A 25248-nucleotide genomic window follows, 5' to 3' on the forward strand; every position below is an offset into this window, starting at 1 on the left:
CGTGAGTCGTGTCGCCGCGTGGCGGGAATCGCCGGGCAACCCGTTTCGACGCGTGACGCGGTCCGATGCCGGGGCGCGCCGCGCTCAGCTCTCCTTGGTGATCTCCACCGAGACGAACAGCTGGCTCTTCGCGGCACCCGCGTAGACGCCGCGCAACGGGGGCACGTCGTTGTAGTCGCGCCCCAGGCCGACCTTCACGTGCCGCTCGCCGATGTCGATCAGGTTGGTCGGATCCCACGCGTTCCACTCACCCGTGAACCACTCGACCCACGCGTGCGACTCACCGCGGATGGTCTCGCCGATCTGCGCGTTCGGCTTCGGGTGCAGGTAGCCGGAGACGTACCGCGCCGGGATCCCGACCGCGCGCAGCGCACCGATCGTGATGTGCGCGATGTCCTGGCACACGCCCTTGCGGCTCGGCCACGCCTCCGAGGCGAGCGTGTGCACGTGCGTCACGCCCGACATGTACTCCATCTCCTCGCCGATCATGCGAGAGATCGCAGCCGCGGCTTCACCGGGCGTCTCCGACGTCGCTTTGATCTCCCGCGCCGCGCGCACGAGGTCGTCGGTGGGGCGGGTGCGATCGGTCTGCACGAGCTGCTCGACGTACTGCGTCGCGCGCTGGCCGACCTTCTCGACCTGGTCCCAGGTGAGCTCGCGGCCGCCGATGAGCTTCGGCCGCACCTCGACGAGGCTCGTCGCCGTGAGCTGCAGCTCGGTGTGCGGAGCGAGCACGTCGAACGACACGACCGTCGTGCCCCAGTAGTCCTCGTAGGAGTTCACCGAGGTGTTGGGGCGGATGTCGAGGTTCGAGTAGATGACGAATTGGCCGTCGCTCGTCGACGGCAGCATGCGCGACTCGTTGTAGCTCGCGACCGCAGGCGTCTCGTAGCGGTAACCGGTCGTATGGCGGATGCGGATTCGGCTCACGATGCCTCCCTTGTCCATGCCGGCATGTTGTGGGTGGGGAAGTAGCGCTCCCGCACCGCATGCGAGACGGACGTGGTGGTGGTCTGCACCTTGTCCATCACAGTCGGCAGGTCGTCGATGATGTCTTGGATCGGCCGGAACTCGAGCTCCGCACGGATCTGCCCGAGCATCCGCTCGGCCGCGCCGATGTAGCCGACGCGCTCGCGCCGCGGCTCGATGTCCTCCAGGCACTGCTCCGCTCCGCGCACCGAGAACAGGATCGAGCGCGGGAAGAGCCGGTCGAGCAGCAGGAACTCAGCCGCGTTCGTGCTCGAAGGCACGCCGCGGTAGGTGCGCAGGTAGGCCTCGTAGGCGCCGACCGAGCGGAGGATCGTCGTCCACGACGGTCCGGATGCCTCGGTCAGAGCACGGGTCGCCAGCAGCCGCGCGACCATGTCGGCGCGCTCGATGTAGCGGCCGAGCGTGAAGAAGCTCCACGCGTCGTCGCGGCTCGAGGTGGCGTCGGCCATGCCGCCCGCGAGCGCCATGCGCTCGCGCACCCAGCCGAACATCTGGTGCACCTGCTCGTTGTTCACCCGCCGCGGCATCTTCGTGTAGGTGGCGTTCAGCACCTCCCACAGCTCGGTCGAGATCGTCTCTCGCGCACGGCGCGCGTTCTCGCGTGCGGCGTTGACGGAGTAGGCGATGGAGGCGGTGTGGGTGCGGTCGATGGCGAGGATGTTCACGACGTCGGCACGCGAGAGCTTCCCCTCCGGTGCCGCCTCATGCCCCATGACGCCGAGCAGGGCGCGGCAGGCGGTGTCCTCGTCGACCGCGACGTCCTCCAGCAGCAGCTGCAGGTAGACGTCGAGGATGCGCGCGGTGCCGTCAGCACGCTCGATGTAGCGGCCGATCCAGAACAGGCTCTCGGCGATGCGGCTGAGCATCATGCTGCGCCTCCTTCGTCGGCGGGGCCCGGTCTCGTGACGCGCGCGGCTTCGCCGCGTGCTCCTCGACCTACGGTGGTGGACTGCTGCTGCTGCTCGGCCTGGTCGTTGCGGCGCGGGGCGTCCTGCGGCGACTGGTCCTGCGGGTGGTCGTTGCCGGTGATGACGGGGATGGGCCTCGTCATGGGGGGCTCGCCCGTGGCGCCGAACTCCGCGTCGTGGTCGACGACCGGGATCTGCTCCCGTGCGCCGGCGAGCACCCAGGTGTCCTTGGAGCCACCGCCCTGCGACGAGTTCACGACCAGCTGCCCCTCGGGCAGCGCGACGCGAGTGAGGCCTCCCGGCAGCACCCACACATCCTTGCCGTCGTTGACGGCGAAGGGCCGCAGATCCACGTGGCGCGGCCGCACGCCATCCTCGACGAGCGTCGGGATGGTGCTGAGCTGCACGACCGGCTGCGCGATCCAGCCGCGCGGGTCGGCACGCAGCCGCTGCTCGAGCTGCTTGAGCTCCTCCTCGGTCGCATCCGGACCCACGACGAGTCCCTTGCCACCGGAGCCGTCGACCGGCTTGACGACCAGCTCATGCAGCCGGGGCAGCACCTCGTCGAGCACGCCCGGCTCCTCGAGCCTCCAGGTGTCGACGTTCTTGAGGATCGGCTCCTCACTCAGGTAGTAGCGGATCAGGTCGGGCACGTAGGTGTAGACCAGCTTGTCGTCGGCGATGCCGTTGCCGACCGCGTTCGCGATCGTCACGTTGCCGAGTCGCGCGGCGATCATGAGGCCGGGGCTGCCGAGCATCGAGTCGGCGCGGAACTGCAGCGGGTCGAGGAAGTCGTCGTCGACGCGGCGGTAGATCACGTCGACCCGCGACGGACCCTCGGTGGTGCGCATGTAGACACGCCCACCGCTCGTGAACAGGTCGCGGCCCTCGACGAGCTCGACACCCATGAGGCGCGCGAGCAGCGTGTGCTCGAAGTACGCCGAGTTGTAGACACCGGGCGTCAGCACGACCACGCGAGGCGAGTCGACGCCCGCCGGCGCCGCGGCGCGCAGCGCGTGCAGCAGCACGTCGCAGTAGTCACCGACCGGGCGCACCCGCATCGACGAGAACATCTCCGGCAGCGTCTGCGCGATCACCCGACGGTTCGACATCACGTAGGAGACGCCGGAGGGCACGCGCACGTTGTCCTCGAGCACCCGCCACTCGCCATCCTGGTCGCGGATCAGGTCGATACCCGAAACGTGGATGCGCACACCGTTGGCGCCGACGACGCCGGCCGCCTGGCGGTGGAAGTGCGTCGACGTGCTGATGAGCTTCGCCGGGATGATGCCATCCTCGACCGCGCGCTGCGGGCCGTACATGTCTGCCAGGAAGGCTTCGAGCGCGCGCACCCGCTGCTGCACACCCGACTCGACGTGCTTCCAGTCCTGCGCGGTGATGATACGAGGGATCGCATCGAGCGGGAACGGCCGCTCCTCCCCCGCGAAGTCGAATGTCACGCCCTGCGCCAGGTAGGAGGTGGCGAGCGCGTCCGCGCGGGCTCGCAGCTCATCCTTCGTCAGCTCCGAGAGCGCGTCGTAGAGCGGCTTGTAGGAGGCGCGCGGCGCCCCCTCGCCCTCGAACATCTCATCCCAGGCTTCACCCTGGCGCTTTCGCGGAGTCTCGAAGGGCTTGTCGTAGTCCTCGAACAGATCGCCCATGCAGCGAGCCTAGTCGTGGCGGCCCGTGCCCCGACTGAGGCGGCGGATGCGCGTGCCCGCCTCAGACGTCGCGGTCGCCGCCGATGACCGGCCACATCCGGTCGATCACGCCATCCTCATTCATGTCGCGCGTGCGCGCCTTGCGCGCGTCGCGGCGGAGCTCGAATGCGGCAAGGACCGCAGCGAGGCCGGAGCCGATGAGGATCGCGAGCTTGGCTGCATCCGTCTGGCCCTCGTCGGGGAACGACAGCTCCGCGATCAGCAGCGAGACCGTGAATCCGATCGCGGTCAGGAGTGCGATCGGGCGAAGGTCGCGCAGGCCGATGCCGTCGGGAAGCCGGAGGGGCGTGAGCCGGGTCACCAGCGCGGTCACCCCGAGGACGCCCACGAGCTTGCCCAGGATGAGACCCGCCATGACGGCGATCGCGACGGGCTGCGCGATGAGCGAGACGAAGCCCTCGCTGCCGACGCTGACGCCGGCGGAGAAGAACGCGAACACCGGCAGCGCGACCGCGGTCGACACCGGTCGGACGAGATGCTCGTAGCGGTGCGTTCGCGGCCCCGACTCGCCGTGGATCGCCTTCGCTGGCACCACGGCTCCCAGCAGCACACCCGCGACGGTCGCGTGCACACCCGCCTCGTGCATGAGCACCCACGCCACGATCGCGACGGGCACCAGGATCCACCAGCGCGCCCAGCGGGTGCGCACCAGCACCGCGAACACGGCGACCGTCGCGACCGACCCGACGAGCGCGAGCACGCTGATCGACGCCGTGTAGAAGACGGCGATGACGATGATCGCCAGCAGGTCGTCGACCACCGCGAGCGTGAGCAGGAAGGTGCGCAGCGGCACCGGCAGGCCGCGGCCGAAGACGGCGAGGATCGCGAGCGCGAAGGCGATGTCGGTCGCGGTCGGGATCGCCCAGCCGCTCATCGCTTCGGTGTCACCGGAGATCGCGATGATGGCGACGAAGATGAGGGCGGGCAGCGCCATGCCACCGATCGCGGCGAGCACCGGCACCGCAGCCTCCCGAGGGCGCCGGAGCGTGCCCGCGGCGATCTCGTGCTTGAGCTCGACCCCGACCACGAAGAAGAAGATCGCGAGCAGTCCGTCGGCGGCCCAGGTCGCCAGCGAGAGGTCGAGGTGCAGCGCTGCAGGGCCGACCACCGTCTCCGACAGCGCCGTGTACCCGTCGCGCCATGGGGAGTTCGCCCAGATCAGCGCGGTCGCCGCGGCGATGAGCAGCAGCACACCGCTCGTGGTCTCGAGCCGCAGTGCGGCGCCGAGTCGGGAGCGACGGGACTTCGAAGCGTGCATTGGGTCCTTCCAGCGTTTCCGCTGCGAGGTATCGCAGCGAGCCGACCAGGCTTCCCGGCACACCGAGACCATCGTACGGCGCGGAGGAGCGCGCCGTACGACAGCTCGGCACCGCCGCGTCAGTGCATCGCGATGGTCTCCACCGCGCGCAGCCCGTCGCGGATGAAGCGGTTGGCGTGCGCGGCGAGGTCGTCGGAGTCGTCCCACAGGTTGCGCCAGATGCCCAGCGACCGCGTGAGCTGCTCGTCGACGACGGCGCTCGAGAACGACTCGAACACGATGGGGCCGTCGTGCTTCGCTCGCGCGAGCCCGCGGAACAGCCCGTCGAAGTCGACCGATCCGGAGCCGAGGTAGCCGCGGTGGCTCTCGCCGATGTGCACGTACCGCAGGCGGTCGCCCGCGTCGAGCACGGGCTCGAGCATCCCCGACTCCTCGATGTTCATGTGGTACGTGTCGAGGTGCAGGTGCACGTTGTCGTGACCAACCAGCTCGAGGAACGCGAGCCCCTCGCGCGCGGTGTTGCAGATGTTGGTCTCGTAGCGGTTGACGACCTCGAGCGAGAGCTGCACGTTGCGCTCTGCCGCGTAGTCGCCCAGCCGGTTGAGCGCCTCGGCGCTGTGCTCGCGGCCCTTCTGGCTCGCGGCCTGCGAGTACTTCTGCAGCGCCGAGTAGATGACGCCGCAGAGATCGGTGCCCTCGACGTGCGCGACGATGTCGATCGCTCGCTTGAGCAGATCCTCGCCGCGCTGCACGATCGCGGGATCCTCGCTCGAGATGTCCGTGTCGGGACTGAGGCCCAGCGACGAGGTCATGGTGATGCCGGTGTCGGCCAGCACCTGCTTGGCGACGTGCTCGTCAAAGCTGAACGGATCCATCAGCGGCATCTCGATGAAGTCGAACCCCGCGCGCTGCACCCCCTCGATCGCGGTGCGGATGCCCGCCTCGTCGAAGGAGCCGGAGAACACGAAGCCGTGGCAGCCGATGCGCATGGTGTTACCTCTTTCTCTGCAGGACGCGGCGGCGGTGGTGCTCGTCCGCGCGATTCTCGATCCGATCGAGCACGTCGTCGCCGAGGAAGTTCGGCGACCCGACGGCGAGCGCCGCCGTCAGGATCCTGGCGTGCTTGTCGGCCATCTCGGTGATCCGCAGGCACTCGGCCGCATCGTCGCCGATGGCGAAGATCCCGTGGCTCTGCAGGTAGGCGATCTTGGGCAGCCGCCCGTGCTCGGCCACGAATCGTCGCAGCGCATCGCGCATGTGCAGCGCGAGGCCCAGGCCCGGGTCGACGTAGGGCACGAAGAGCGCCCGCTGGCCGAGCACCACGATCTGGTCGGGGAACAGCGCGCCGGCCGCGATGAGCTCTGCTCGGTCGGAGCACAGGATGCCGTTGGCCGAGATCGGATGCGTGTGGCAGGCGGCGCCCGCACCGAACGACAGCACCACCGCGTGCAGCAGCGCCTCGACGCTCGGACGCTTCGCCTGCTGGTCCACGCGGCTGGCCATCAGCGCGGCGCCGACGGCATCGTCGTCCGCGTCCTCGGCGTCGAGCATCGCGAGGATCGGTGCGAGCTCGCACTCGACGAGATCGTCCGGGCCCGCCGAGCCGAGCGTCGAGCCGGATGCCTTCACCAGCATCCGCTGCTCGTCGAGGCGGGCGCTGACGTTGCCCTCGCCGAGGATCGCGAGGCCGCGGTGCGGCTCGCCGACCGCGTGGCAGAGCGCGAGCAGATCATCGGTGAGGGTCATGGCTTCGGTGATCCCGGCTGCGTCATGATCGGGGATGTGCCGGTGCCGGTCGGTGGCGGGCTCGACCGCTTCCGTCGCAGCGAGAACTGCCCGAACAGCGCGGCGCCGAGGAGCACGAGACCGAGGGCCAGCAGCTGCGCCTGCGCGCCGTCGTTGCCGGGCACCACGATCAGGATCGAGGCGTTGAGCCAGACGATGAGCAGGGCCGCGAGCAGCACGCCGCTCAGCCTGCCGATGCCGCCGGTGATGGCGACACCGCCGAGCACCGCGATGGTGATCGCGGGCAGCGCCATGCCGCCGCCGCTCGTACCGGCGTCGGGGCGCGCGGAGGCGAACTGCGCGACGGTGTAGACGCCGACCAGACCGGAGATCGCGCCCGCGGCGACGAACGCGGTCATGCGCTTGCGGCGGGTGTCGATGCCCGCCCACTGCGCCGCGGTGTCGTTCGTGCCGATGGCGTAGAGCGAGCGGCCGAAGGCGGTTCGGTTCAGCACGAACCAGGCGACGATCGCGACCGGGATCAGGAACGTGAACACCCCCAGCGGCACGAGCGGCAGCCCGCCGCCGATGACCGGCAGCTCGATGGCCTTCGCCGCGTTGTAGAACTCGGAGATCTCGGGGCCCGAGATCGGGCGCTGGTCGCTGATGACGAGCGCGATCGAGCGGTAGCCGTAGAAGGTCGCGAGCGTGGCGATCAGCGGCGGGAAGCCGAGGTAGGCGGAGAGGAAGCCGTTGACCGCTCCCAGCACCGCGCCGAAGAGCACCGCGAGCACGATCGAGACGAGGATCGGCAGCCCCGCCTGCTGGAACAGCATCGCGAACACGATGCCCGACAGCGACACCATCGAGCCGACCGAGAGGTCGATGCCGCCGCGGCCGGAGGTGATGACGAACAGCTCGGCGATGGCCAGCAGCGCGAGCGGCACGTAGGCGATGAGCGAGGAGGCGAGGTAGTCGCTGTTGAAGTCGCCGCGCGTCTGCCCCGTGAGGTCGAGGATCGTCATGACGACGATGAGCGCGATCACCAGCACGAGCAGCAGGACGGTGCGGTCCTTCATGATCCCGCCGCTGAGCCAGTCGCGCACGCGGGAGTCGGCGCGCGCAGGCCGCGCACTGGTCTGCTGCCGATCGGTCGGCTTGACGGCGGTCATGCGCGCCTCCTGGCTCGTTCGCGGATGAGGTCGGTGCCGACGGCGACGACGATGAAGATGCCGACGAACAGGAAGCCGAGCTGCGTCGGCCAGCCGAGCTGCGTGACGCCCGACACGACGGTCTGCACGAGGATCGCGCCCAGCAGCGTGCCGATGACGCTGCCGCGGCCGCCGATGATCGAGGTGCCGCCGATGACGACGGCCGCGATGACCTGCAGCTCCTTGCCGGAGCCGACCGACTGGTCGAGCGTCGAGGTGCCGGTGGCGATCATCATGCACGCGGCGAGCCCGGCCAGGGCGCCGGTGACGGCGTAGACCCACACCAGGCGCGGCTGCACCTTGATGCCCGCGAGACGCGCGGCGTTGGCGTTGCCGCCGATCGCGTAGAGGCTCCTGCCGGCCTTCGCGTAGCGCAGGAACCACCAGGCGGCCGCGACCGCGACCACCGCGATCGCGAACGAGTGCGGCACGCCGAGCGTCGAGCCGTCGCTCCCACGACCGAGGAAGTCGAGCGTGCCGGGGATGCCGTTCACGGTGGACGAGTCGAACACCTGCAGGCCGATCCACTGGAAGACGTTGAGGGTGCCGAAGGTGATGATGATCGGGTGCACGCGGCCGTAGGCGATGAGCAGGCCGTTGACCGCGCCGAGGGCGAGCCCGATGGCGATCGCGACGAGCAGCGCGAGCGGCGCCGGGATCTCCAGGTTCACCATCATGCGAGCGGTGACGACGGCGGCGACCATGATCATGGACGCGACCGAGACGTCGATGCCCGCGGTGATGATGACGAAGGTCATGCCGACGCCGACGAGCGCGATGGGGGCGACCTGCACGAGCAGCGGCCCGACGGAGCCGGGCGTGAGGAACGCGGGGGTGAAGATGCCCAGCAGCGCCCAGAGCACGACCAGCACGACGAGCAGCACGATCTCCTGCCCCGTCACCACCGGCGGCAGGATGCGACGCAGGCTGAAGGGCTCGGGACTCGCGGCCGGCTTGGCCGGAGTGGTGTCGACGCTCATGCGGCGTCCTCCTCGATCGCGCCGGCCGCGGCTGCGAGCAGCGAGGCCTGGCTGGCGGTTGGCGGGAACTCCTTGGCGATGCGGCCGGCGCGGAACACCAGGATGCGATCGGCGACGCGCAGCACCTCTGCCAGGTCGGTCGTGATCACGAGCACTGCGGCACCCTTGTCGGCGAGATCGGCGACGATGCTGTGGATCTCCTCCTTCGCACCGACGTCGACGCCCTGCGTGGGCTCGGAGAGCACGAGCAGCTTCGGCTGCTCGACGACCTGTCGCGCGAGCACGACCTTCTGCGCGTTGCCGCCCGACATCGCGCCGATCGGCTGCCGCTCAGAGGGGGTCTTCACCGACAGTCGGCCGATGAGGTCGCGGGCGATGCGCTGCTCGGTCTTCGGCGAGACCCAGCCGGGGATCCTGCTCAGCAGCGGGAGCGATCCGATGGTGATGTTGAAGGCGATGGGCTGGAACGCGAACGCGCCCTGCGACGAGCGGTTGGCCGGCAGCATGCGGATGCCGCGACGCTTGGCTGCGGAGGGATTCGTGACGTGCGCGTCGGAGCCGACGGAGCGCATCCGCCCGCCGGTCGCGTGCCGCATGCCGTAGACGACCTCGCCGACTTCGGCCGCGCCGCAGCCGACCAGGCCGTAGAGGCCCACGATCTCGCCCTCGCGGACGCTGAAGGAGACGTCCTCGAAGGCGCCCGCGAGCGAGAGCCCGTCGAGCTCGAGCACCGGCGCGCCGAGCTCGCCGGTGTCCCGCACACCTTCTTCCAACTCGCCGCCCACCATGCGCTCGGCGATCTCGCGCACCGTCAGCTCGCCGATCGGCTGCGACGACACGGTCTCGCCGTCGCGCATGATCGTCACCTCGTCGGCGATGCGGAAGAGCTCGTCGAGCCGGTGGCTGATGTAGATGATCGAGACGCCCTCGGCGGCGAGCTTGCGCACCACCGTGAAGAGCACCTCGATCTCGCTGTCGGTCAGGATGGCGCTCGGCTCGTCGAGGATGAGCACGCTCGCCTGCTCGAGCAGCGCCTTCGCGATGGAGACCTGCTGCTGCTTGGCGATCGAGAGCGTGCCGAGCGGCTGCGACGCGAGCGCGCGGTCGAGGCCGACCGTGTCGAGCAGCTCGAGCATGCGCGGCGCCTGCGCGCGCCAGTCGATGGCGAGCCCGCGCGTGATCTCGCGCCCCACGAAGAAGTTCTCGGCGACCGTGAGCTCGGGGAAGAGCTGCGGCTCCTGGTAGACGGTCTGCACGCCGAGCTTGATCGCGTCCGACGTCGAGTGGATGGTGACGTCGCGCCCGTCGATCGTGATGGTGCCCGTGTCGGGCTGCTCGGCGCCCGCGAGGATCTTGATGAGCGTCGACTTGCCGGCGCCATTCTCCCCGACCAGGGCGTGCACGGTGCCGGGCTTGACGGTGAGGTCGGCGTGGCGGATGGCGCGGACGCCGCCGTAGCGCTTCGAGATGTCGCGCATCTCGAGCCGTGGCGCGGTGTCAGTCATGGTGCTCCCGAGCGATTGTGCCGCCGGTGACCGGCGGATGAGCGTGAGGGGTGCCGGGGCGCGGCTGGGCCGCGCCCCGGCGGGTGCTGGTCGCATCAACCGCGACCGGCGAGGGATCAGTAGTCGTAGTCTCCGGCGTTCTCCGCGGTGAAGACCGTCGGCGGGCCGAGCAGCAGCACGCCGCTCGCCTCGTCGAACGAGACATCCGTGAGATCCGGGTTCGAGATGCTCGACGTGTCGCTCAGGTCACCGTCGTTGACCAGCTGCATGCCAGCCCAGCCGGTGAGCCAGCCGAGACCCTCGACATCCCAGAGGATCGAGCCGCTCGACGAACCCGACTCCAGGTAGGGCAGCATCGCCTGCGGCGTGCCGAGGCCCACCGTGAAGACCTCGCCCGCGCGGCCGGCGTCCTCGACGGCCTGGGCGACGCCCGGGGCGCTCGAGGTGCACTCGCCCACCAGACCGGTGAGGTCGGGGTTCGAGTTCATGAGGTCGAGCGCCATCTGCGTTGCCGCAGCCTGGTCCTCGCCGGCGTAGACGATATCGACGATCTCGGCGTCGGGGTACTCGGATGCCGTGTATGCCTCCTGCACCTCGATCCACGCGTTGAGGTTCGCCGCCGTCTCACCGCACGACACGATCGCGTACTTGCCGGAGCCTCCCATGGCCTCCAGCAGCGAGTCGGTCAGCGCCTCGCCGATGCCGTCCACGGAGGCCTGGCTGACGAAGAGCTCGCGCACCGAGTCGGGGGCATCCGTGTCGGTGGTGGCGACGTGGATGCCGGCGTCCTGCGCCTCCTGCAGCAGCGGTGCCATGGAGTTCGGGTCGTTGGGTGCCACGAACAGCACATCGACGCCCTGCTGGATGAACGAGCGCACGATGTCGGCCTGCGCTGCTGCGTCGGCGGTCGTCGGGCCCTGGTACAGCCACTCGAAGCCGAGATCCTCCGCGGCCTGCTGGCCGCCGGTGTTCATCGCCTCGAAGTAGGGGATGCCCTGCAGCTTGGGGACGAAGGCGATCGAGATCTGCTCGTCGCCACCCTCCGTCGCGCCGGGTGCGGGCGTGGTGCCCGGGTCGTTTCGCGAGGTGCACCCGGCGAGCACGACGGCAGCGGCCGCCGTGAGCGCGAGTGCACCTGTGATCCTGCGTGAGATCTTCATCGATGCTCCTTCTGGGTGAGGCGTCGGGAGGCTCGTCCCACCCGCGCCGGCACCGACTCCGTGTCGGTGGTCTGTGCGTCGCCGAGGGGCACGCGCGTGACGGTGACGCCCGCTGCCTCCCACTCGTCGACGAAGTCGTCGGATGCGCGCTCATCGGTGATGAGGCTCGTGACCAGCTCGGTGCTCGCGAACGAGTGCAGTGCGAAGCCGGTGGTCTTGCTGCTGTCGAACAGCGCGTGCACCTCGTTGCTGGCCTCGACCAGGCCCTGCTTGGAGACCGCCTCGTCGGTGGCGAGCTCGAGCAGACCGCGTTCGGGGGAGAGGCCGACGACGCCCACGAATGCCTTGTCGATGCGCCCCCTGCCGACGAGCGTGTCGGTGATCGGGCTGACCAGCCCGGAGCTCTCGCGGCGCAGCGTGCCGCCGGGCACGATGACGCTCGCGTCGGAGCGGTCCATGAGCAGCACCGCGGTGCGCAGCGACTGCGTCACGACGACCAGCCCGGTGCGCTGCAGCAGCTCGAGCGCGAGGAAGTGCGCGGTGCTGGAGGTGTCGAGCGCGATCACGTCGCCGTCGCGCACGAGCGCGGCCGCCTCGGCAGCGATCGCGCGCTTGGCGCCCGCTTCCCGCCGCAGCCGGTCGGTGAAGGCGCCCTCATCGCCGCGGTCAGGAGGCAGCGCGCCGCCGCGCGTGCGCCGCAGCAGGTCGCGCTCGGCGAGCGAGTCGAGATCCTTGCGGATCGTCACCTCGGAGACGCCGAGCTCCCTGGCCAGATCGGCGACCTGCACGGCGCCGTGCTGATCCAACGCATCGAGGATGCGCGAATCGCGAGTGACCACAGAGACTCCTTCGTCAGTGATGCTGGCGACAGTACGCTTTCGAAACCCCCTTCGCAAGCGTTCGATACCAAACCGCAACATTTGTGGTTGCGTTCGAAAGCGACGAGGGGCATGCTGGCAGGCACGAGCACCTCGCGCCGTTGTCGCGGGGCGCCCCCCGATGTCGACGATGACAGGAGCGACCATGGCCATCGCGCCCTCGCTGGAAGAGCTTGCCAAGCTGCAGATCGAAGTGCCGAGCTGGGCCTACGGGAACTCCGGCACGCGCTTTCGCGTGTTCGGGACGCCCGGCACGCCGCGGGATCCGTTCGAGAAGGTCAGCGATGCCGCGCAGGTGCACGCCGCGACCGGCCTCGCACCGCGCGTCGCGATCCACATCCCCTGGGACCGCGTCGCCGACTACGCGGCACTGCGGAGGCACGCCGAGGATCAGGGCGTCGAGATCGGCACGGTGAACTCGAACACCTTCCAGGAGGAGGAGTACAAGTTCGGGTCGCTCTGCCACCCGGACGCTCGCGTTCGGCGGCGAGCGGTCGACCACCACCTCGAGTGCCTCGACATCATGCGCGCGGTCGGCGTGCGCGACCTGAAGATCTGGCTCGCCGACGGCACGAACTACCCCGGTCAGGACTCGATCCGCGAGCGCCAGGACCGCCTGGCCGAGGGCCTGCGCGCGATCTACGCCGAGCTCGACGCCGACCAGCGGCTGCTGCTGGAGTACAAGTTCTTCGAGCCGGCGTTCTACCACACGGATGTGCCCGACTGGGGGACGAGCTACGCCCACACGGTCGCGCTCGGCGACCAGGCGAAGGTGGTGCTCGACACCGGCCACCACGCGCCCGGCACGAACATCGAGTTCATCGTCGCGCAGCTGCTCCGCCTGGGGAAGCTCGGCGCCTTCGACCTCAACTCGCGCTTCTACGCCGACGACGACCTGATCGTCGGCCTCGCGGATCCCTTCCAGCTGTTCCGCATCGTCATGGAGCTCGTCTCCGGCGGCGGTTACGGCGATCCCGACGTGCAGCTGGTGCTCGACCAGTGCCACAACATCGAGGCGAAGATCCCCGGCCAGATCCGCAGCGTGCTGAACGTGCAGGAGGCGGTCGCGAAGGTGCTCTCGCTCGACACCGAGGCGCTCGCCGCAGCCCGCCGCGACACCGACGTGCTGCTCGCGAACGAGATCGTGATGGACGCGTACAGCACCGACGTGCGCCCGCTGCTCGCGGAGTTCCGCGCGTCGCGCGGCCTGCCGGAGGACCCGATGCGCGCCTTCCTGGCCTCCGGCTACCTCGACCGGATCGCCGACGAGCGCGTCGGTGGCGCGCAGGCGAGCTGGGGAGCCTGAACGACGATGCAGAGAGAGACGGCCATGGACAAGGCAGTGCAGGAGCTCATCGAGCGCAGCAACCGGCTCGGATCCGACCCCCGCAACACCAACTACGCCGGCGGCAACACCTCTGCCAAAGGGCAGGCGACCGATCCCGCCACCGGCGAGCAGGTCGACCTGCTGTGGGTGAAGGGCTCCGGCGGCGATCTCGGCACCCTGACCGAGTCGGGCCTCGCGGCCCTGCGGCTCGACCGCGTGCGGGCGCTCGAGGCCGTCTACCCGGGCGTCGAGCGCGAGGACGAGATGGTCGCCGCGTTCGACTACTGCCTGCACGGCTCCGGCGGCGCCGCGCCCTCGATCGACACCGCGATGCACGCGCTGGTCGAGCAGCCGCACGTCGACCACCTGCACCCCGACGCGGGCATCGCGATCGCGACCGCTGCCGATGGCCCGGCGCTCACCGAGCGCATCTACGGCGACAAGGTCGTGTGGGTGCCGTGGCGCCGACCCGGCTTCCAGCTCGGGCTCGACATCCGCGCCATCCAGCGCGAGCATCCTGATGCCGTCGGCTGCATCCTGGGCGGGCACGGCATCACGGCATGGGGCGAGACGAGCGAGGCGGCCGAGCGCAACTCGTTGTGGATCATCCGCACCGCCGCCGCCTACCTGGAGGAGCACGGCGCGCAGCAGCCGTTCGGCACGGCGCTGGAGGGCTACGCGGCGCTGCCGCCCGCCGAGCGCCGCGCGAAGGCCGCCGCGCTGAGCGCGCATGTGCGCGCGATCGCCGCGACCGACCGCCCGATGGTGGGCCACTTCAGCGACGATGAGGTCGTCACCGACTTCCTCGAGCGTGAGCACCACCGCCGGCTGACCGAGCTCGGCACCTCGTGCCCGGATCACTTCCTGCGCACCAAGGTGAAGCCGCTCGTGCTCGACCTGCCGGCCGACGCACCCGTCGAGCAGGCCATCGCGCGGCTGCAGGAGCTGCATGAGCAGTACCGCGCCGACTACGCCGCCTACTACGAGCGCCACGCGACCGAGGACTCCCCCGCGATGCGCGGCGCCGACCCCGCCATCGTGCTGATCCCCGGCGTCGGCATGTTCTCGTTCGGCAAGGATAAGCGGACCGCACGCGTCGCCGGCGAGTTCTACATCAACGCCATCAACGTCATGCACGGCGCCGAGTCGGTCTCGACCTACACGCCGATCTCCGACGCGGAGAAGTTCCGCATCGAGTACTGGTCGCTGGAGGAGGCGAAGCTGCAGCGGCAGCCCAAGCCGCGCTCGCACGCCGGCCGCATCGCGCTCGTGACGGGCGCGGCGTCGGGCATCGGGAAGGCGATCGCCACCCGGCTCGCCGCGGAGGGCGCGTGCGTCGTGATCGCCGACCTCTCGCTCGAGAAGGCGCAGGCCGCGGCCGCCGAGCTCGGCTCCACCGACGTCGCGATCGGCGTGCAGTGCGATGTCACGCAGGAGGCGGAGGTGCAGGCAGCGGTCGACGCGACGCTGCTGGCGTTCGGCGGCCTCGACCTGGTCGTCAACAACGCCGGCCTGTCGCTCTCGCGATCGCTGCTCGAGACCACCGAGGCCGACTGGGATCTGCAGCACGACGTGATGGCGAAGGGCTCGTTCCTCGTCTCGCGCGCCGCTGCCCGCGTGCTCATCGACCAGGGGATGGGCGGCGACATCATCTACATCTCGTCGAAGAACGCCGTGTTCGCGGGGCCGAACAACATCGCCTACTCGGCGACGAAGGCCGACCAGGCGCATCAGGTGCGCCTGCTGGCCGCCGAGCTCGGCCAGTACGGCGTGCGCGTCAACGGCATCAACCCGGACGGCGTCGTGCGCGGCTCCGGCATCTTCGCTGGCGGTTGGGGCGCGTCGCGTGCGAAGGTCTACGGCGTGGAGGAAGCAGAGCTCGGCAAGTACTACGCCGGTCGCACGCTGCTCGGCCTCGAGGTGCTGCCCGAGCACGTCGCCAACGCCGTGGCGGCACTCACCGGCCCCGAGCTCAGCCACACCACCGGCCTGCACGTGCCGGTCGACTCGGGCGTTGCGGCGGCATTCCTCCGATGACGGCGACCGTCGCCGCGATCGATCTCGGCGCGACCAGCGGCCGCGTGGTGCGTGCCGAGGTCAGCCGGACGTCGCTGCGACTCGACGAGATCACGCGCTTCGAGAATCGCCCGGTGCGGATCGCCGACGGGCTGCACTGGGCGGTGCTCGGCTTCTACGACCATGCGATGCAGGGCGTCGCGGCCGCCTCCAGGGGTCGCACGGGCGACGCGCAGCTCGCGTCGGTCGCGGTGGACTCGTGGGCGGTTGACTACGGCCTGCTGCGAGGCGGCAGCCTGCTCGGCATCCCCTTCTCCTACCGCGACGACCGCACGGCGCGCGGGCTGGAGCTCGTCGATGCGGTCATCGAGCAGCCCGCGCTCTACGCCCGCTGCGGCCTGCAGCGCATGCCGTTCACCACCATCAACCAGCTGATGGTCGACCGCGAGGGCGGTCTGCTCGAGGTGGCCGACACGCTGCTGATGCTGCCGGATCTGCTCAACTACTGGATGACCGGTCGCATGGTCACGGAGGCGACCAATGCCTCCACGACCGGGCTCATGCGCCTCGACGGCACGTGGGACACCGAGCTGATGGCGATGCTCGGCATCCCCTCCTCGCTCGTCGCCGAGGTCGTGGTGCCCGGCACCAGGATCGGCGCGATCGATGCCACGACGCGCGCGCACTTCGGCATCGAGGGATCCCCGGAGGTGCTCGCCGTCGGCTCGCACGACACCGCCTCCGCAGTGGTGGGCGTGCCGATGGAGCCAGACGCCGCCTACGTCTCGAGCGGCACCTGGTCACTGGTGGGCATCGAGACCGCCGAGCCCATCGCGACGCCCGATGCGCTCGACGCGCAGTTCACGAACGAGGGCGGCGTCGATGGCCGCAATCGCTTCCTGAAGAACGTCATGGGGCTGTGGATCCTCTCGGAGTCGATGCGCACCTGGCAGGCGCAGAGCGCGCGGATCGATCTGCCGAGCCTGCTGGATGCTGCGGCGCGCGTCGACCGGCCGCTGCCGGTGTTCGACCCGACCGACGCTGCCTTCTACCCACCCGGCGACATGCCCGCGCGCATCGCCGCCTGGTTCGGCGAGCGCGGTCAGCGAGGCCCGCAGGGGCACGCCGAGGTGGTGCGCTGCATCCTCGAGTCGCTCGCCGAGGGCTATGCGGTCACCCTGCGGGACGCGGCGCGCATCAGCGGGCAGCGCATCGAGCGCGTGCACGTGGTGGGCGGCGGCTCGCGCAACGCCCTGCTGTGCCAGCTGACGGCCGACCGCACCGGGCTGCCGGTCGTCGCGGGCCCCGTGGAGGCGACCGCGATCGGCAACGTGCTCGTGCAGGCGCGCACGCTGGGTGCGGCGCCGGACACCCTCGAGGAGCTGCGTGCGCTCGTGCGCGCCACGCACGAGCTCACCGAGTACCGGCCGCGCGCGGCCGGCGCCCGGTGACAGAATGACATCAGACCAATACGTGACGACGAGGACCTCATGGAACGACGCATCCCGACCCTGACCGACCTGCGTGCGAACCTGAACTTCAGGACGCCGGGCAACCCGGCAGCCGCGCGGCTCGCGCAGGCGCAGACGATCTGGGATCTGCGCGACATCGCGAAGCGTCGCACCCCGAAGGGGCCGTTCGACTACACCGACGGCGCCGCCGAGAGTGAGATCGGCATCGCCCGCGCCCGGCAGGCGTTCGAGGACGTCGAGCTGCACCCTGCGGTGCTCAAGGACGTGACGGATGTCTCCACGTCGTGGGATGTGCTCGGCGCGCCCAGCGCCTTCCCGCTCGCGATCGCGCCGACGGGCTTCACCCGGCTGATGCACGCCGAGGGCGAGACGGCGGGCGCCCGCGCGGCCGCCGCGTACGACATCCCCTTCACACTCTCGACGCTCGGCACCACGTCAATCGAGAACGTGCGCGAGGCGTCGCCCGACGGCCGCCTGTGGATGCAGCTCTACATGATGAAGGAGCGCCACCGCTCGCTGGAGCTGGTCGACCGCGCCTGGAAGGCCGGCTACGACACGCTCATGATCACCGTGGACACGCCGGTCGCCGGGGCCCGCCACCGCGACGCCCGCAACGGCATGCAGTTCCCGCCGCAGCTGACGCTCGGCACGCTGTTCGACGCGGCGCCGAAGGTGGAGTGGTGGTGGAACTTCCTCACCACCGAGCCCGTGACGTTCGCCGCGGTCTCGAAGTGGGACGGCACCGTCGGCGAGCTGCTCGACTCGATGTTCGACCCGTCGGTGGACTACGAGGCGCTCGCCGAGGTGCGGGCCGCCTGGCCGGGCAAGCTCGTGGTCAAGGGCGTGCAGTCGGTCGCCGACGCGCGCGCGCTCGCCGACCTGGGCGTCGACGCGATTACGCTCTCGAACCATGGCGGCCGCCAGCTCGACCGCGCCCCCGTGCCCTTCCTGCTGCTGCCGGAGGTCGCGCGCGAGGTCGGCAGGGATCTCGAGATCCACCTCGACACGGGCATCATGTCGGGCACCGACATCGTCGCCGCCGTCGCGCTGGGCGCCCGCACGACCATGGTCGGTCGCGCCTACCTGTACGGCCTGATGGCCGGCGGCCGCGCTGGCGTCAACCGCGCGCTGGCGATCCTCACCGGGGAGGTGCGGCGCACCATGCGACTGCTGGGCGTCGGCTCGCTCGAGGAGCTCGGGCCGCAGCACGTCACGCAGCTCGACCGGCTCGTGCCGCGACGGTAGGCCCCGTCGCACCCGGTGCGCGCGCAGAGGTCGGATCTTTCGTAGGATGGCCGCGTGGCTGTCACCGATGATGCGATCACCAAGATCAAGCAGATGATCCAGCAGGGAGAGCTCCGCCCTGGCGATCGGCTGCCGCCGGAGCAGGAGCTCTCCGAGCGGCTGGGGCTCTCGCGCTCGTCGATGCGCGAGGCCGTGAAGGCGCTCGAAGCCATGCGCATCCTGGATGTGCGGCGCGGCGACGGCACCTACGTCACGAGCCTGCAGCCCAGCCTGCTGCTCGAGGCGATGTCGTTCGTGCTCGACTTCCACGAGTCGCACGCGGTGCTGGAGGTCTTCGAGGTGCGCCGCATCGTGGAGCCCGCCTCGGCCGCGATCGCCGCCCGGCGAGCCACGCCCGAGCAGATCGCCGAGATGCGCGAGCACCTGACGCATGTGCACCCCGACACTCCTCAGGACGAGCTCGTCGACCACGACGTGGCGTTCCACCGCATGATCGCGAGCGCGACCGGCAACGACTACCTCGTCAGCCTGCTCGAGACCATCTCGAGCCAGACCGCCAGGGCTCGGGTGTGGCGCGCGCTCACGGAGGACGGTGCAGTGCCGCGCACCCTGCATGAGCACGAGCGCATCCTGGACGCCATCGAGGAGGGCGACACGGAGGTTGCGCGCGCCGCGATGATCGTGCACATCGCCGGCGTCGAGCAGTGGCTCCACGGGGCCGCCGAGCGGGAGGCGAAGGCGCTGGAGAACGACGCCGGCTGAGGCTCGCGCGAGCCGCGTCAGTCGCCGAAGCCGACCACGCCCTTCCGCAGCAGCACGCAGCCGTACTTGCGGGACTCCGCGGTGCGCACGATCGCGAACGCGGTGCTCGCCAGCTCGTAGAAGGCGAAGCGCTCGACGGCGTCGATGCGATCGCCCGGCGCGCGCGCCGCCTCGCGCAGCTGCGCGCCGACCTCCTCGCCCTCCCCGGGCTCCGGTGTCATGAGCGTGATCGACGGGCCCTCGTAGTCATCGAAGGGCACGACCGAGCGCACCGCGCGCAGCATCTCGGGCGAGGTCGTGTGCACGTCGATGACGGGCGCGCCGGTCGCATACGAGGGGTAGTGCGCGTCGGCCACGAGCACGGTGTCGCCGTGGCCCATGTGGTCGAGCAGCCGCAGCAGGTCACCGCTCAGCAGCGGGTCGATTCCGGTGAGCATGGCTCCTCCATCCGAGTCGGTCGCGCGAGCCGATGCTCACGCGGGCAATCCATAGACGCGAGCGGCGGTGCCCGCCTCCAGCTGGCGACGCTCGGCCGCCGAGAGCGTCGCGACGGCCGCCTCGAGCTGCGCGGCGACGGGCGCGAGCCCCTCACCCAGCAGCGGCAGCGGCCAGTCGGAGCCGAGCATGAGGCGATCGGGCCCGAATGCCGCGAGCGCCGCCTCCCAGACACGATCGAACGCGTCCGGCGGCAGCGTCGCGCCCATCCGATGGAGGCCCGAGAGCTTGGCGACGGTGCCCGGTGCCGCTGCGAATTCCCGCAGCGCGGCCTGCCAGGCGTCGTGGTCGTCGGGCTCGGTGGGCGGCTTGCCGAGGTGGTCGAGCACCATCGTGAGGCCGTCGATCTCGCGCGCGGCGCACGCGGCACGACCCAGGTGATGCGGCCACGCATCGTGCACGTCGAACGGCAGCCCACGCGAGGCAAGCAGCGCGAGCGTCTGGCGCGCTGCCGCCCGGTCGAGCAGCGACGCGTCGGGCTGGTCGTTCAGCAGCACGCGGATGCCGACGAGCGGCCGGCCCGCGAGCGCATCGAGGCGCCGCTCGGCCCGGTGCGGGTCGTCGAGCGGCACCCAGCCGACGACCCCTCGGATCCAGTCGTGCGCCTCGGCGGTCTCGAGCAGCCACTCGGTGTCTGCCTCGGTGTCGGCCGCCTGCACGAGCACGGCCTCGTCGTAGCCATGCGCGGTGATCGCCGACCGCGCCTCCTCGGCGGTGAAGCCGCGGCAGATGGGCGCGAGCGCCTCGGTCAGCCAGTCGTAGCCCTCGGTGGAGGGCCAGAGGTGCAGGTGGGCGTCGATGCGGCGCCGGGGGGCGTCGGTCATGATCGAGGCCGTGCCGAATCGGGCCGTGCCGGGATCAGGCCCGCCGCCTCGAGGTCGCTCCACAGCGCATCGGGCACCGCGGTCGCCGCGCGCGCGGCGGTCTGCTCGACCTGCGCGACCGTGCTGCCGCTCACCGCACGAGCCGTGACGCCGGCGAGCTGCAGCGGGTAGGCGATCGCGGCGGTGGGCAGATCGATGCCGTGCGACTCGCACACGTCGGCGATGCGGTGCGCGCGCTCGACGAGCGCGGCATCGGCCGACCCGTAGTCGTACCGGGCGTCAGACGCAGGCCGGGGCCTGGCGAGCATCCCCGAGTTGAAGATCGACACGGCGATCGCCTCGACGCCGTGCGCGACGCACGCCGGCAGCACGCGCTCCTGCGCCGAGTGGTCGAGCAGCGTGATGCGGCTCGAGACCATCAGCACATCGACGGCGCCGCTGACAGCGGCGGCCTCGAGGGCGCTGAGCGACTTCGTGCCGATGCCGACCTCGCGCACGAGGCCCTCGTCGCGCAGCGCGGCGATCGCCGGCAGCCCCGTCTCGAGCGCGGCCCGCTCGCCCTCCGGCGACGCATCCGGGTCGTGCAGGTAGACGATGTCGACGCGGTCGAGGCCGAGGCGCTCGAGCGACGACTCCAGGCTCTGCCGCACTCCGGTCGTCGTCGCGTCGTAGCGGCGCACGTGCGTGCGCGGCACCGCGAAGTCGTGGGCCATGTCGTCGCCGGCGGGCTCGCCGGGATCGACGGGCTCGAGGATCCGCCCGACCTTGGACGAGAGCACGTACTCGTCGCGCGGCTTCGTCTGCAGGAACGCGCCCAGTCGTCGCTCCGAGAGACCCAGGCCGTAGTGCGGTGCGGTGTCGAAGTGGCGGATGCCCGCATCCCAGGCCGTCTGCAGGGTCGCGAGCGCCTGCTCGTCGGTGAGCTCGCGGTAGAGGTTGCCGACGGTGGCGGCGCCGAACGCGAGCGGGTGGTCGGCGAAGATCGACATGCCCCTAGCCTGCCGCAGCCTCGCGATGCGCGCCGCTCCACGTGAACTCCCGCACCGACTCCGGCAGCATCTCCATGCCGGAGCCGGGCGCGGTCGGCGCCCGGTACGAGCCCTGCTCGATGACCGTCGGGGTCACGAAGTGCTCGTGCAGGTGGTCGACGAACTCGATCACGCGGCCGGCGCGTGTGCCCGCGACCGCGACGAAGTCGAACATCGACAGGTGCTGCACGGCCTCGCACAGCCCGACGCCGCCGGCGTGCGGGCACACCGGCAGGCCGAACTTGGCCGCCAGCAGCAGGATCGCGACGTTCTCGTTCACGCCGCCGACGCGCGTGGCGTCGATCTGCACGTAGTTGAGCGCCTCGGCCTGCATGAGCTGCTTGAAGACGATGCGGTTCTGCACGTGCTCGCCGGTCGCGACGGGCACGGGCGCGATGCCGCGGGCGATCGCGGCGTGCCCGAGCACGTCGTCGGGGCTGGTCGGCTCCTCCACCCAGTGCACGCCGAAGGGCGCGAGCTCCCGCACCCAGTCGATGGCGGACTGCACGTCCCAGCGCTGGTTCGCGTCGATCGCGATCGGGAAGTCGGGCCCGCACACCTCGCGCGCGATGCGGAAGCGGCGCACGTCGTCGGACAGATCCGCACCGACCTTGAGCTTGATCTGGGTGAAGCCATCCGCCATTGCCTCCCGGCAGAGCCGCGCGAGCTTCTCGTCGGAGTAGCCGAGCCATCCGGGCGTGGTCGTGTACGCGGGGTAGCCGGTCGCGAGCAGCTCGGCCTCGCGCTCGGCGCGGCCGGGCTCGGCGGCGCGCAGGATCTCGAGCGCCTCCTCGCGCGTGAGCGCGTCGCTCAGGTAGCGGAAGTCGACCAGGTCGACGAGCTCCTCGGGGCTCATGCGCGCCAGCAGCTGCCACAGCGGCAGGCCGGCGCGCTTGGCCTTGAGATCCCAGAGCGCGTTGATGACGGCGCCGATCGCCATGTGCATGACGCCCTTCTCGGGCCCGAGCCAGCGCAGCTGCGAGTCGCCGATGAGCCAGGCAGAGGTCGCGCCCATGTCGGCCAGCAGCGGCTCGACCTCACGCCCACGCAGGTGCTCCGCGACCGCGCTGATGGCCGCCAGCTGCACGTCGTTGCCGCGACCGATCGTGAAGACGAAGCCGTGTCCCTCCAGCACATCGTCGGCGTCGGTGCGGATGACGAGGTAGGCCGCCGAGTAGTCGGGATCCGGGTTCATCGCATCGGAGCCGTCGAGGCCCTGCGACGTGGGGAATCGGACGTCGGCGACGTCGACGGTGACGATCGTGCTCATGCGCGCTCCTGCTCTGCTGTGGCCCCTGCAGACTATAGATCCGATGTTTGAGAGGCAAGTCTCTGGGATTCTTCGCGGCTCTGCCCTACGATCGGGGCAGACTTCGGATGTTCTTGCATCCGGCAGCAGGCTCGCAGACAGCGATGACGGAAGGGGCAGGATGCGATTGGCACGACTCGGAGCGGTGGGCGCGGAGGTGCCCGTCATCATCGACGGCGAGCGCGCGCTCGACCTGCGCTCCATCACCGCGGACATCGACGGGGCGTTCCTCGCCGACGGCATGGACGCAGCACGGGCAGCGCTCGAGGCCGGCGAGCTGCCGACGCTCGACCGCGAAGGCCTGCGCGTCGGTGCGCCCATCGCGCGTCCGGGCGCAGTGGTCTGCATCGGCATGAACTACGCGGCGCATGCGGCCGAGTCGGGCAGCGAGCCGCCCAAGCAGCCGGTGATCTTCCTCAAGCACCCGAACACGGTGGTCGGGCCCGACGACGACGTGCCGCTGCCCGCGCACGCCGAGAAGATGGACTGGGAGGTCGAGCTGGCCATCGTGATCGGCAAGCCCGCCTGGAATCTCGCATCGCGCGAGGAGGCCCTCGCGTGCATCGCGGGTGCGACGGTCGCCGACGATCTCTCCGAGCGCACGTGGCAGCTCGAGATCTCGGGCGGCCAGTGGTCGAAGGGCAAGTGCGCGCCGAGCTCGACGCCGCTCGGACCGGTGCTCGTGACGAGCGACGAGGTCGACTTCGGCGCGCTGCGGCTGCGGAGCCGCGTGAACGGCGAGCCGCGGCAGGACTCCTCCACGGCCGACCTCATCTTCGACGTCGCGACCGTGGTGCAGGACCTGAGCCGCTACATGCGCCTCGACCCGGGCGATCTGGTGCTGACCGGCACGCCCGAGGGCGTCGCGCTGTCGGGCCGGTTCCCCTACCTGGCCGACGGCGACATCGTGGAGATCGAGATCGACGGCCTGGGCGCGCAGCGCCACACCATGGTCGCGGAGGGAGCGGCATGAGCGAGTTCGATGGACTGGTCGCGGTCGTCACCGGTGGTGGCAGCGGCATCGGCGCGGCGATCGCGGACGAGCTGGCAGGACGCGGAGCCCGCGTCGCCGTGCTCGATCTGCGACCGGGCGATCGGCATCTGCCGGTGGAGTGCGACATCGCCGATGACGCCTCCGTGCGGCAGGCGATCGATCGGGTCGCGAGCGAGCTGGGCGGGATCGACATCGTCGTGAACAACGCCGGCATCGGCGCCGCGGGCGCAATCGACGGCAACGACGAGGACGAGTGGCACCGCGTCTGGGATGTGAACGTGGTCGGCATCATGCGCGTGACGCGCGCGGCGCTGCCGCACCTGCGCGAATCGGCTGCGGCAGCGGTCGTCAACACGTCGTCGATCGCCGCGACGGCGGGCCTGCCGCAGCGCGCGCTCTACTCGGCGACGAAGGGCGCGGTGCTCGCGCTGACGCGCGCGATGGCCGCCGACCACCTGCGCGAGGGCATCCGCGTCAACGCCGTGAACCCCGGCACGGCAGACACCCCGTGGGTCGCCAGGCTGCTCGACGCCGCACCCGACCCCGCGCAGGAGCGTGCGCAGCTCGAGGCCCGCCAGCCGCACGGCCGGCTCGTCGCGCCCGAGGAGATCGCGCATGCGGTCGCCTACCTCGCGAGCCCCAGGGCCGGCTCGACCACCGGCACGAGCGTCGCGGTCGACGGCGGCATGCAGGAGCTGCGGCTGCGCAAGGAGTAGCGCGGCGTCAACCGGTCACGGACGCAGCGACGGGGAGGCCTCGAACACCTCCGTCGCGGCATCCGTGGCCGGATGCGCCAGCAGCGCGTGCAGCACCTCCGGCGCTGCCGTGAAGGTCGGCACGCCCGCCTCCGCGAGCGCCACGATGTCGTCCGGCGTGCGCAGGCTCGCCGCGAGCACCTCGGTGCCGGAGTCGCCGCAGGCGGCCTGCATGCGCGCGATCTCGGTCACGGCGTCGAAGCCGGCATCGCGCATGCGGCCCAGGTAGGCGGCGATGTAGCGGATGCCGCAGGACGCGGCGGCGAGCGCCTGCGCCGGCGTGAAGACGGCGGTCAGCAGCACCGGCGCACCGTCGCGCGCGAGCCTCGCAGCGACCCCGAAGCCGTCGCCGGTCGCCGGGATCTTCACGACGGCCAGCTCGCCCAGCGCGAGGATCTCACGCGCTCGCGCCTCGAGCGCTTCGGCGTCGCCGCCCCACGCCTGGAAGAAGATCTCGCGCGCGCCCTCGTCGGCCCAGCGGCGGTAGAGCGCGGGGATCTCGCCGACCGTGCGACCGGCGCGCTCGAGGATCGTCGGGTTGGTGGTGACGCCGTGCACGAGCGAGCGCTGCAGCAGCGGCGAGACCGCATCGAGGTCGGCGGAGTCGACGTAGAGGCGCGGTGCAGACAAAGGGGGCTCCTGACGAGGGCGTGCGACAGCCCCGAGGACAGCGGGGACGGACGCT

The 25248-nt window shown here is 70.8% G+C and carries 23 protein-coding genes; 7 read left to right on the forward strand and 16 right to left on the reverse strand.

Annotated features, from left to right (window positions below):
- Positions 1-84 precede the first annotated feature (84 nt).
- The 11 genes from ABG090_RS12075 to ABG090_RS12125 form a co-directional block, all read right to left on the reverse strand.
- Positions 85-930: a transglutaminase family protein gene (locus tag ABG090_RS12075; RefSeq protein WP_347757610.1), complete on the reverse strand. Its 846-nt coding sequence runs from the start codon at positions 928-930 to the stop codon at positions 85-87.
- Entirely contained in the window at positions 927-1856 is a 930-nt protein-coding gene (locus ABG090_RS12080) for an alpha-E domain-containing protein (RefSeq protein ID WP_347757612.1), read from the reverse strand. The genes ABG090_RS12075 and ABG090_RS12080 overlap by 4 nt, the downstream gene beginning before the upstream one ends.
- Positions 1856-3559, reverse strand: coding sequence for a circularly permuted type 2 ATP-grasp protein (locus ABG090_RS12085; protein WP_347754841.1), 1704 nt, complete (start codon positions 3557-3559; stop codon positions 1856-1858). The genes ABG090_RS12080 and ABG090_RS12085 overlap by 1 nt, the downstream gene beginning before the upstream one ends.
- Positions 3560-3620: 61 nt before the next feature.
- The gene (gene nhaA / locus ABG090_RS12090) at positions 3621-4877 is read right to left on the reverse strand and encodes a Na+/H+ antiporter NhaA (RefSeq protein WP_347754843.1); all 1257 of its coding nucleotides are present in this window, start codon (positions 4875-4877) and stop codon (positions 3621-3623) included.
- Positions 4878-4996: 119 nt separating this feature from the next.
- Positions 4997-5866, reverse strand: coding sequence for a sugar phosphate isomerase/epimerase (locus tag ABG090_RS12095; RefSeq protein WP_347754846.1), 870 nt, complete (start codon positions 5864-5866; stop codon positions 4997-4999).
- A 4-nt stretch (positions 5867-5870) separates the two neighbouring features.
- Complete coding sequence (locus tag ABG090_RS12100; RefSeq protein WP_347754848.1) at positions 5871-6623, reverse strand: class II aldolase/adducin family protein; 753 nt, start codon at positions 6621-6623, stop codon at positions 5871-5873.
- On the reverse strand, positions 6620-7774 hold the full coding sequence (locus ABG090_RS12105) for an ABC transporter permease (RefSeq protein ID WP_347754851.1): 1155 nt from the start codon (positions 7772-7774) through the stop codon (positions 6620-6622). The genes ABG090_RS12100 and ABG090_RS12105 overlap by 4 nt, the downstream gene beginning before the upstream one ends.
- The gene (locus ABG090_RS12110) at positions 7771-8793 is read right to left on the reverse strand and encodes an ABC transporter permease (protein ID WP_347754853.1); all 1023 of its coding nucleotides are present in this window, start codon (positions 8791-8793) and stop codon (positions 7771-7773) included. Before ABG090_RS12110 ends, ABG090_RS12105 begins: the two co-directional genes overlap by 4 nt.
- On the reverse strand, positions 8790-10298 hold the full coding sequence (locus ABG090_RS12115) for a sugar ABC transporter ATP-binding protein (RefSeq protein ID WP_347754855.1): 1509 nt from the start codon (positions 10296-10298) through the stop codon (positions 8790-8792). The genes ABG090_RS12110 and ABG090_RS12115 overlap by 4 nt, the downstream gene beginning before the upstream one ends.
- A gap of 116 nt (positions 10299-10414) precedes the next feature.
- The gene (locus ABG090_RS12120; protein WP_347754857.1) at positions 10415-11458 is read right to left on the reverse strand and encodes an autoinducer 2 ABC transporter substrate-binding protein; all 1044 of its coding nucleotides are present in this window, start codon (positions 11456-11458) and stop codon (positions 10415-10417) included.
- Entirely contained in the window at positions 11455-12297 is an 843-nt protein-coding gene (locus ABG090_RS12125; protein WP_347754859.1) for a DeoR/GlpR family DNA-binding transcription regulator, read from the reverse strand. Before ABG090_RS12125 ends, ABG090_RS12120 begins: the two co-directional genes overlap by 4 nt.
- 184 nt (positions 12298-12481) lie before the next feature.
- On the opposite strand from ABG090_RS12125, the gene rhaI reads away from it, so the two are divergent.
- The 5 genes from rhaI to ABG090_RS12150 are packed head-to-tail and all read left to right on the forward strand — an operon-like array spanning position 12482 to position 19158.
- Entirely contained in the window at positions 12482-13642 is a 1161-nt protein-coding gene (gene rhaI / locus ABG090_RS12130; protein WP_347754861.1) for an L-rhamnose isomerase, read from the forward strand.
- Positions 13643-13648: 6 nt separating this feature from the next.
- Complete coding sequence (locus ABG090_RS12135) at positions 13649-15700, forward strand: bifunctional aldolase/short-chain dehydrogenase (RefSeq protein WP_347754864.1); 2052 nt, start codon at positions 13649-13651, stop codon at positions 15698-15700.
- Positions 15697-17130 (forward strand): rhamnulokinase family protein, encoded by a 1434-nt coding sequence (locus ABG090_RS12140; protein ID WP_347754866.1) that lies wholly within the window; start codon positions 15697-15699, stop codon positions 17128-17130. The genes ABG090_RS12135 and ABG090_RS12140 overlap by 4 nt, the downstream gene beginning before the upstream one ends.
- Positions 17131-17169: 39 nt before the next feature.
- A complete protein-coding gene (locus ABG090_RS12145; RefSeq protein WP_347754869.1) occupies positions 17170-18396 on the forward strand; it encodes an alpha-hydroxy acid oxidase in 1227 nt (408 codons plus the stop codon).
- Between the two features lie 54 nt (positions 18397-18450).
- Positions 18451-19158, forward strand: a complete 708-nt coding sequence (locus tag ABG090_RS12150) for a FadR/GntR family transcriptional regulator (protein WP_347754871.1) — start codon at positions 18451-18453, stop codon at positions 19156-19158.
- Positions 19159-19175: 17 nt separating this feature from the next.
- Here the strand turns inward: ABG090_RS12150 and ABG090_RS12155 are convergent, their stop codons facing one another.
- The 4 genes from ABG090_RS12155 to ABG090_RS12170 are packed head-to-tail and all read right to left on the reverse strand — an operon-like array spanning position 19176 to position 22775.
- A complete protein-coding gene (locus tag ABG090_RS12155) occupies positions 19176-19595 on the reverse strand; it encodes an RbsD/FucU domain-containing protein (protein ID WP_347754873.1) in 420 nt (139 codons plus the stop codon).
- Between the two features lie 36 nt (positions 19596-19631).
- Positions 19632-20477, reverse strand: coding sequence for an amidohydrolase family protein (locus ABG090_RS12160; RefSeq protein ID WP_347754876.1), 846 nt, complete (start codon positions 20475-20477; stop codon positions 19632-19634).
- Positions 20474-21466 (reverse strand): aldo/keto reductase, encoded by a 993-nt coding sequence (locus ABG090_RS12165; RefSeq protein ID WP_347754878.1) that lies wholly within the window; start codon positions 21464-21466, stop codon positions 20474-20476. The genes ABG090_RS12160 and ABG090_RS12165 overlap by 4 nt, the downstream gene beginning before the upstream one ends.
- 4 nt (positions 21467-21470) lie before the next feature.
- Positions 21471-22775 (reverse strand): L-fuconate dehydratase, encoded by a 1305-nt coding sequence (locus ABG090_RS12170; RefSeq protein WP_347754881.1) that lies wholly within the window; start codon positions 22773-22775, stop codon positions 21471-21473.
- Between the two features lie 160 nt (positions 22776-22935).
- Here ABG090_RS12170 and ABG090_RS12175 point away from each other — a divergent pair, with 160 nt between their 5' ends.
- A complete protein-coding gene (locus tag ABG090_RS12175) occupies positions 22936-23787 on the forward strand; it encodes a fumarylacetoacetate hydrolase family protein (RefSeq protein ID WP_347754884.1) in 852 nt (283 codons plus the stop codon).
- Positions 23784-24524 (forward strand): SDR family oxidoreductase, encoded by a 741-nt coding sequence (locus tag ABG090_RS12180; RefSeq protein WP_347754886.1) that lies wholly within the window; start codon positions 23784-23786, stop codon positions 24522-24524. Before ABG090_RS12175 ends, ABG090_RS12180 begins: the two co-directional genes overlap by 4 nt.
- A gap of 15 nt (positions 24525-24539) precedes the next feature.
- On the opposite strand, the gene ABG090_RS12185 is transcribed toward ABG090_RS12180, so the two are convergent.
- Entirely contained in the window at positions 24540-25193 is a 654-nt protein-coding gene (locus ABG090_RS12185) for a transaldolase family protein (protein ID WP_347754889.1), read from the reverse strand.
- Between the last annotated feature and the right edge of the window lie 55 nt (positions 25194-25248).

The sequence above is a fragment of the Agrococcus sp. ProA11 genome (genome assembly GCF_039880525.1).
Classification (GTDB): domain Bacteria; phylum Actinomycetota; class Actinomycetes; order Actinomycetales; family Microbacteriaceae; genus Agrococcus; species Agrococcus chionoecetis.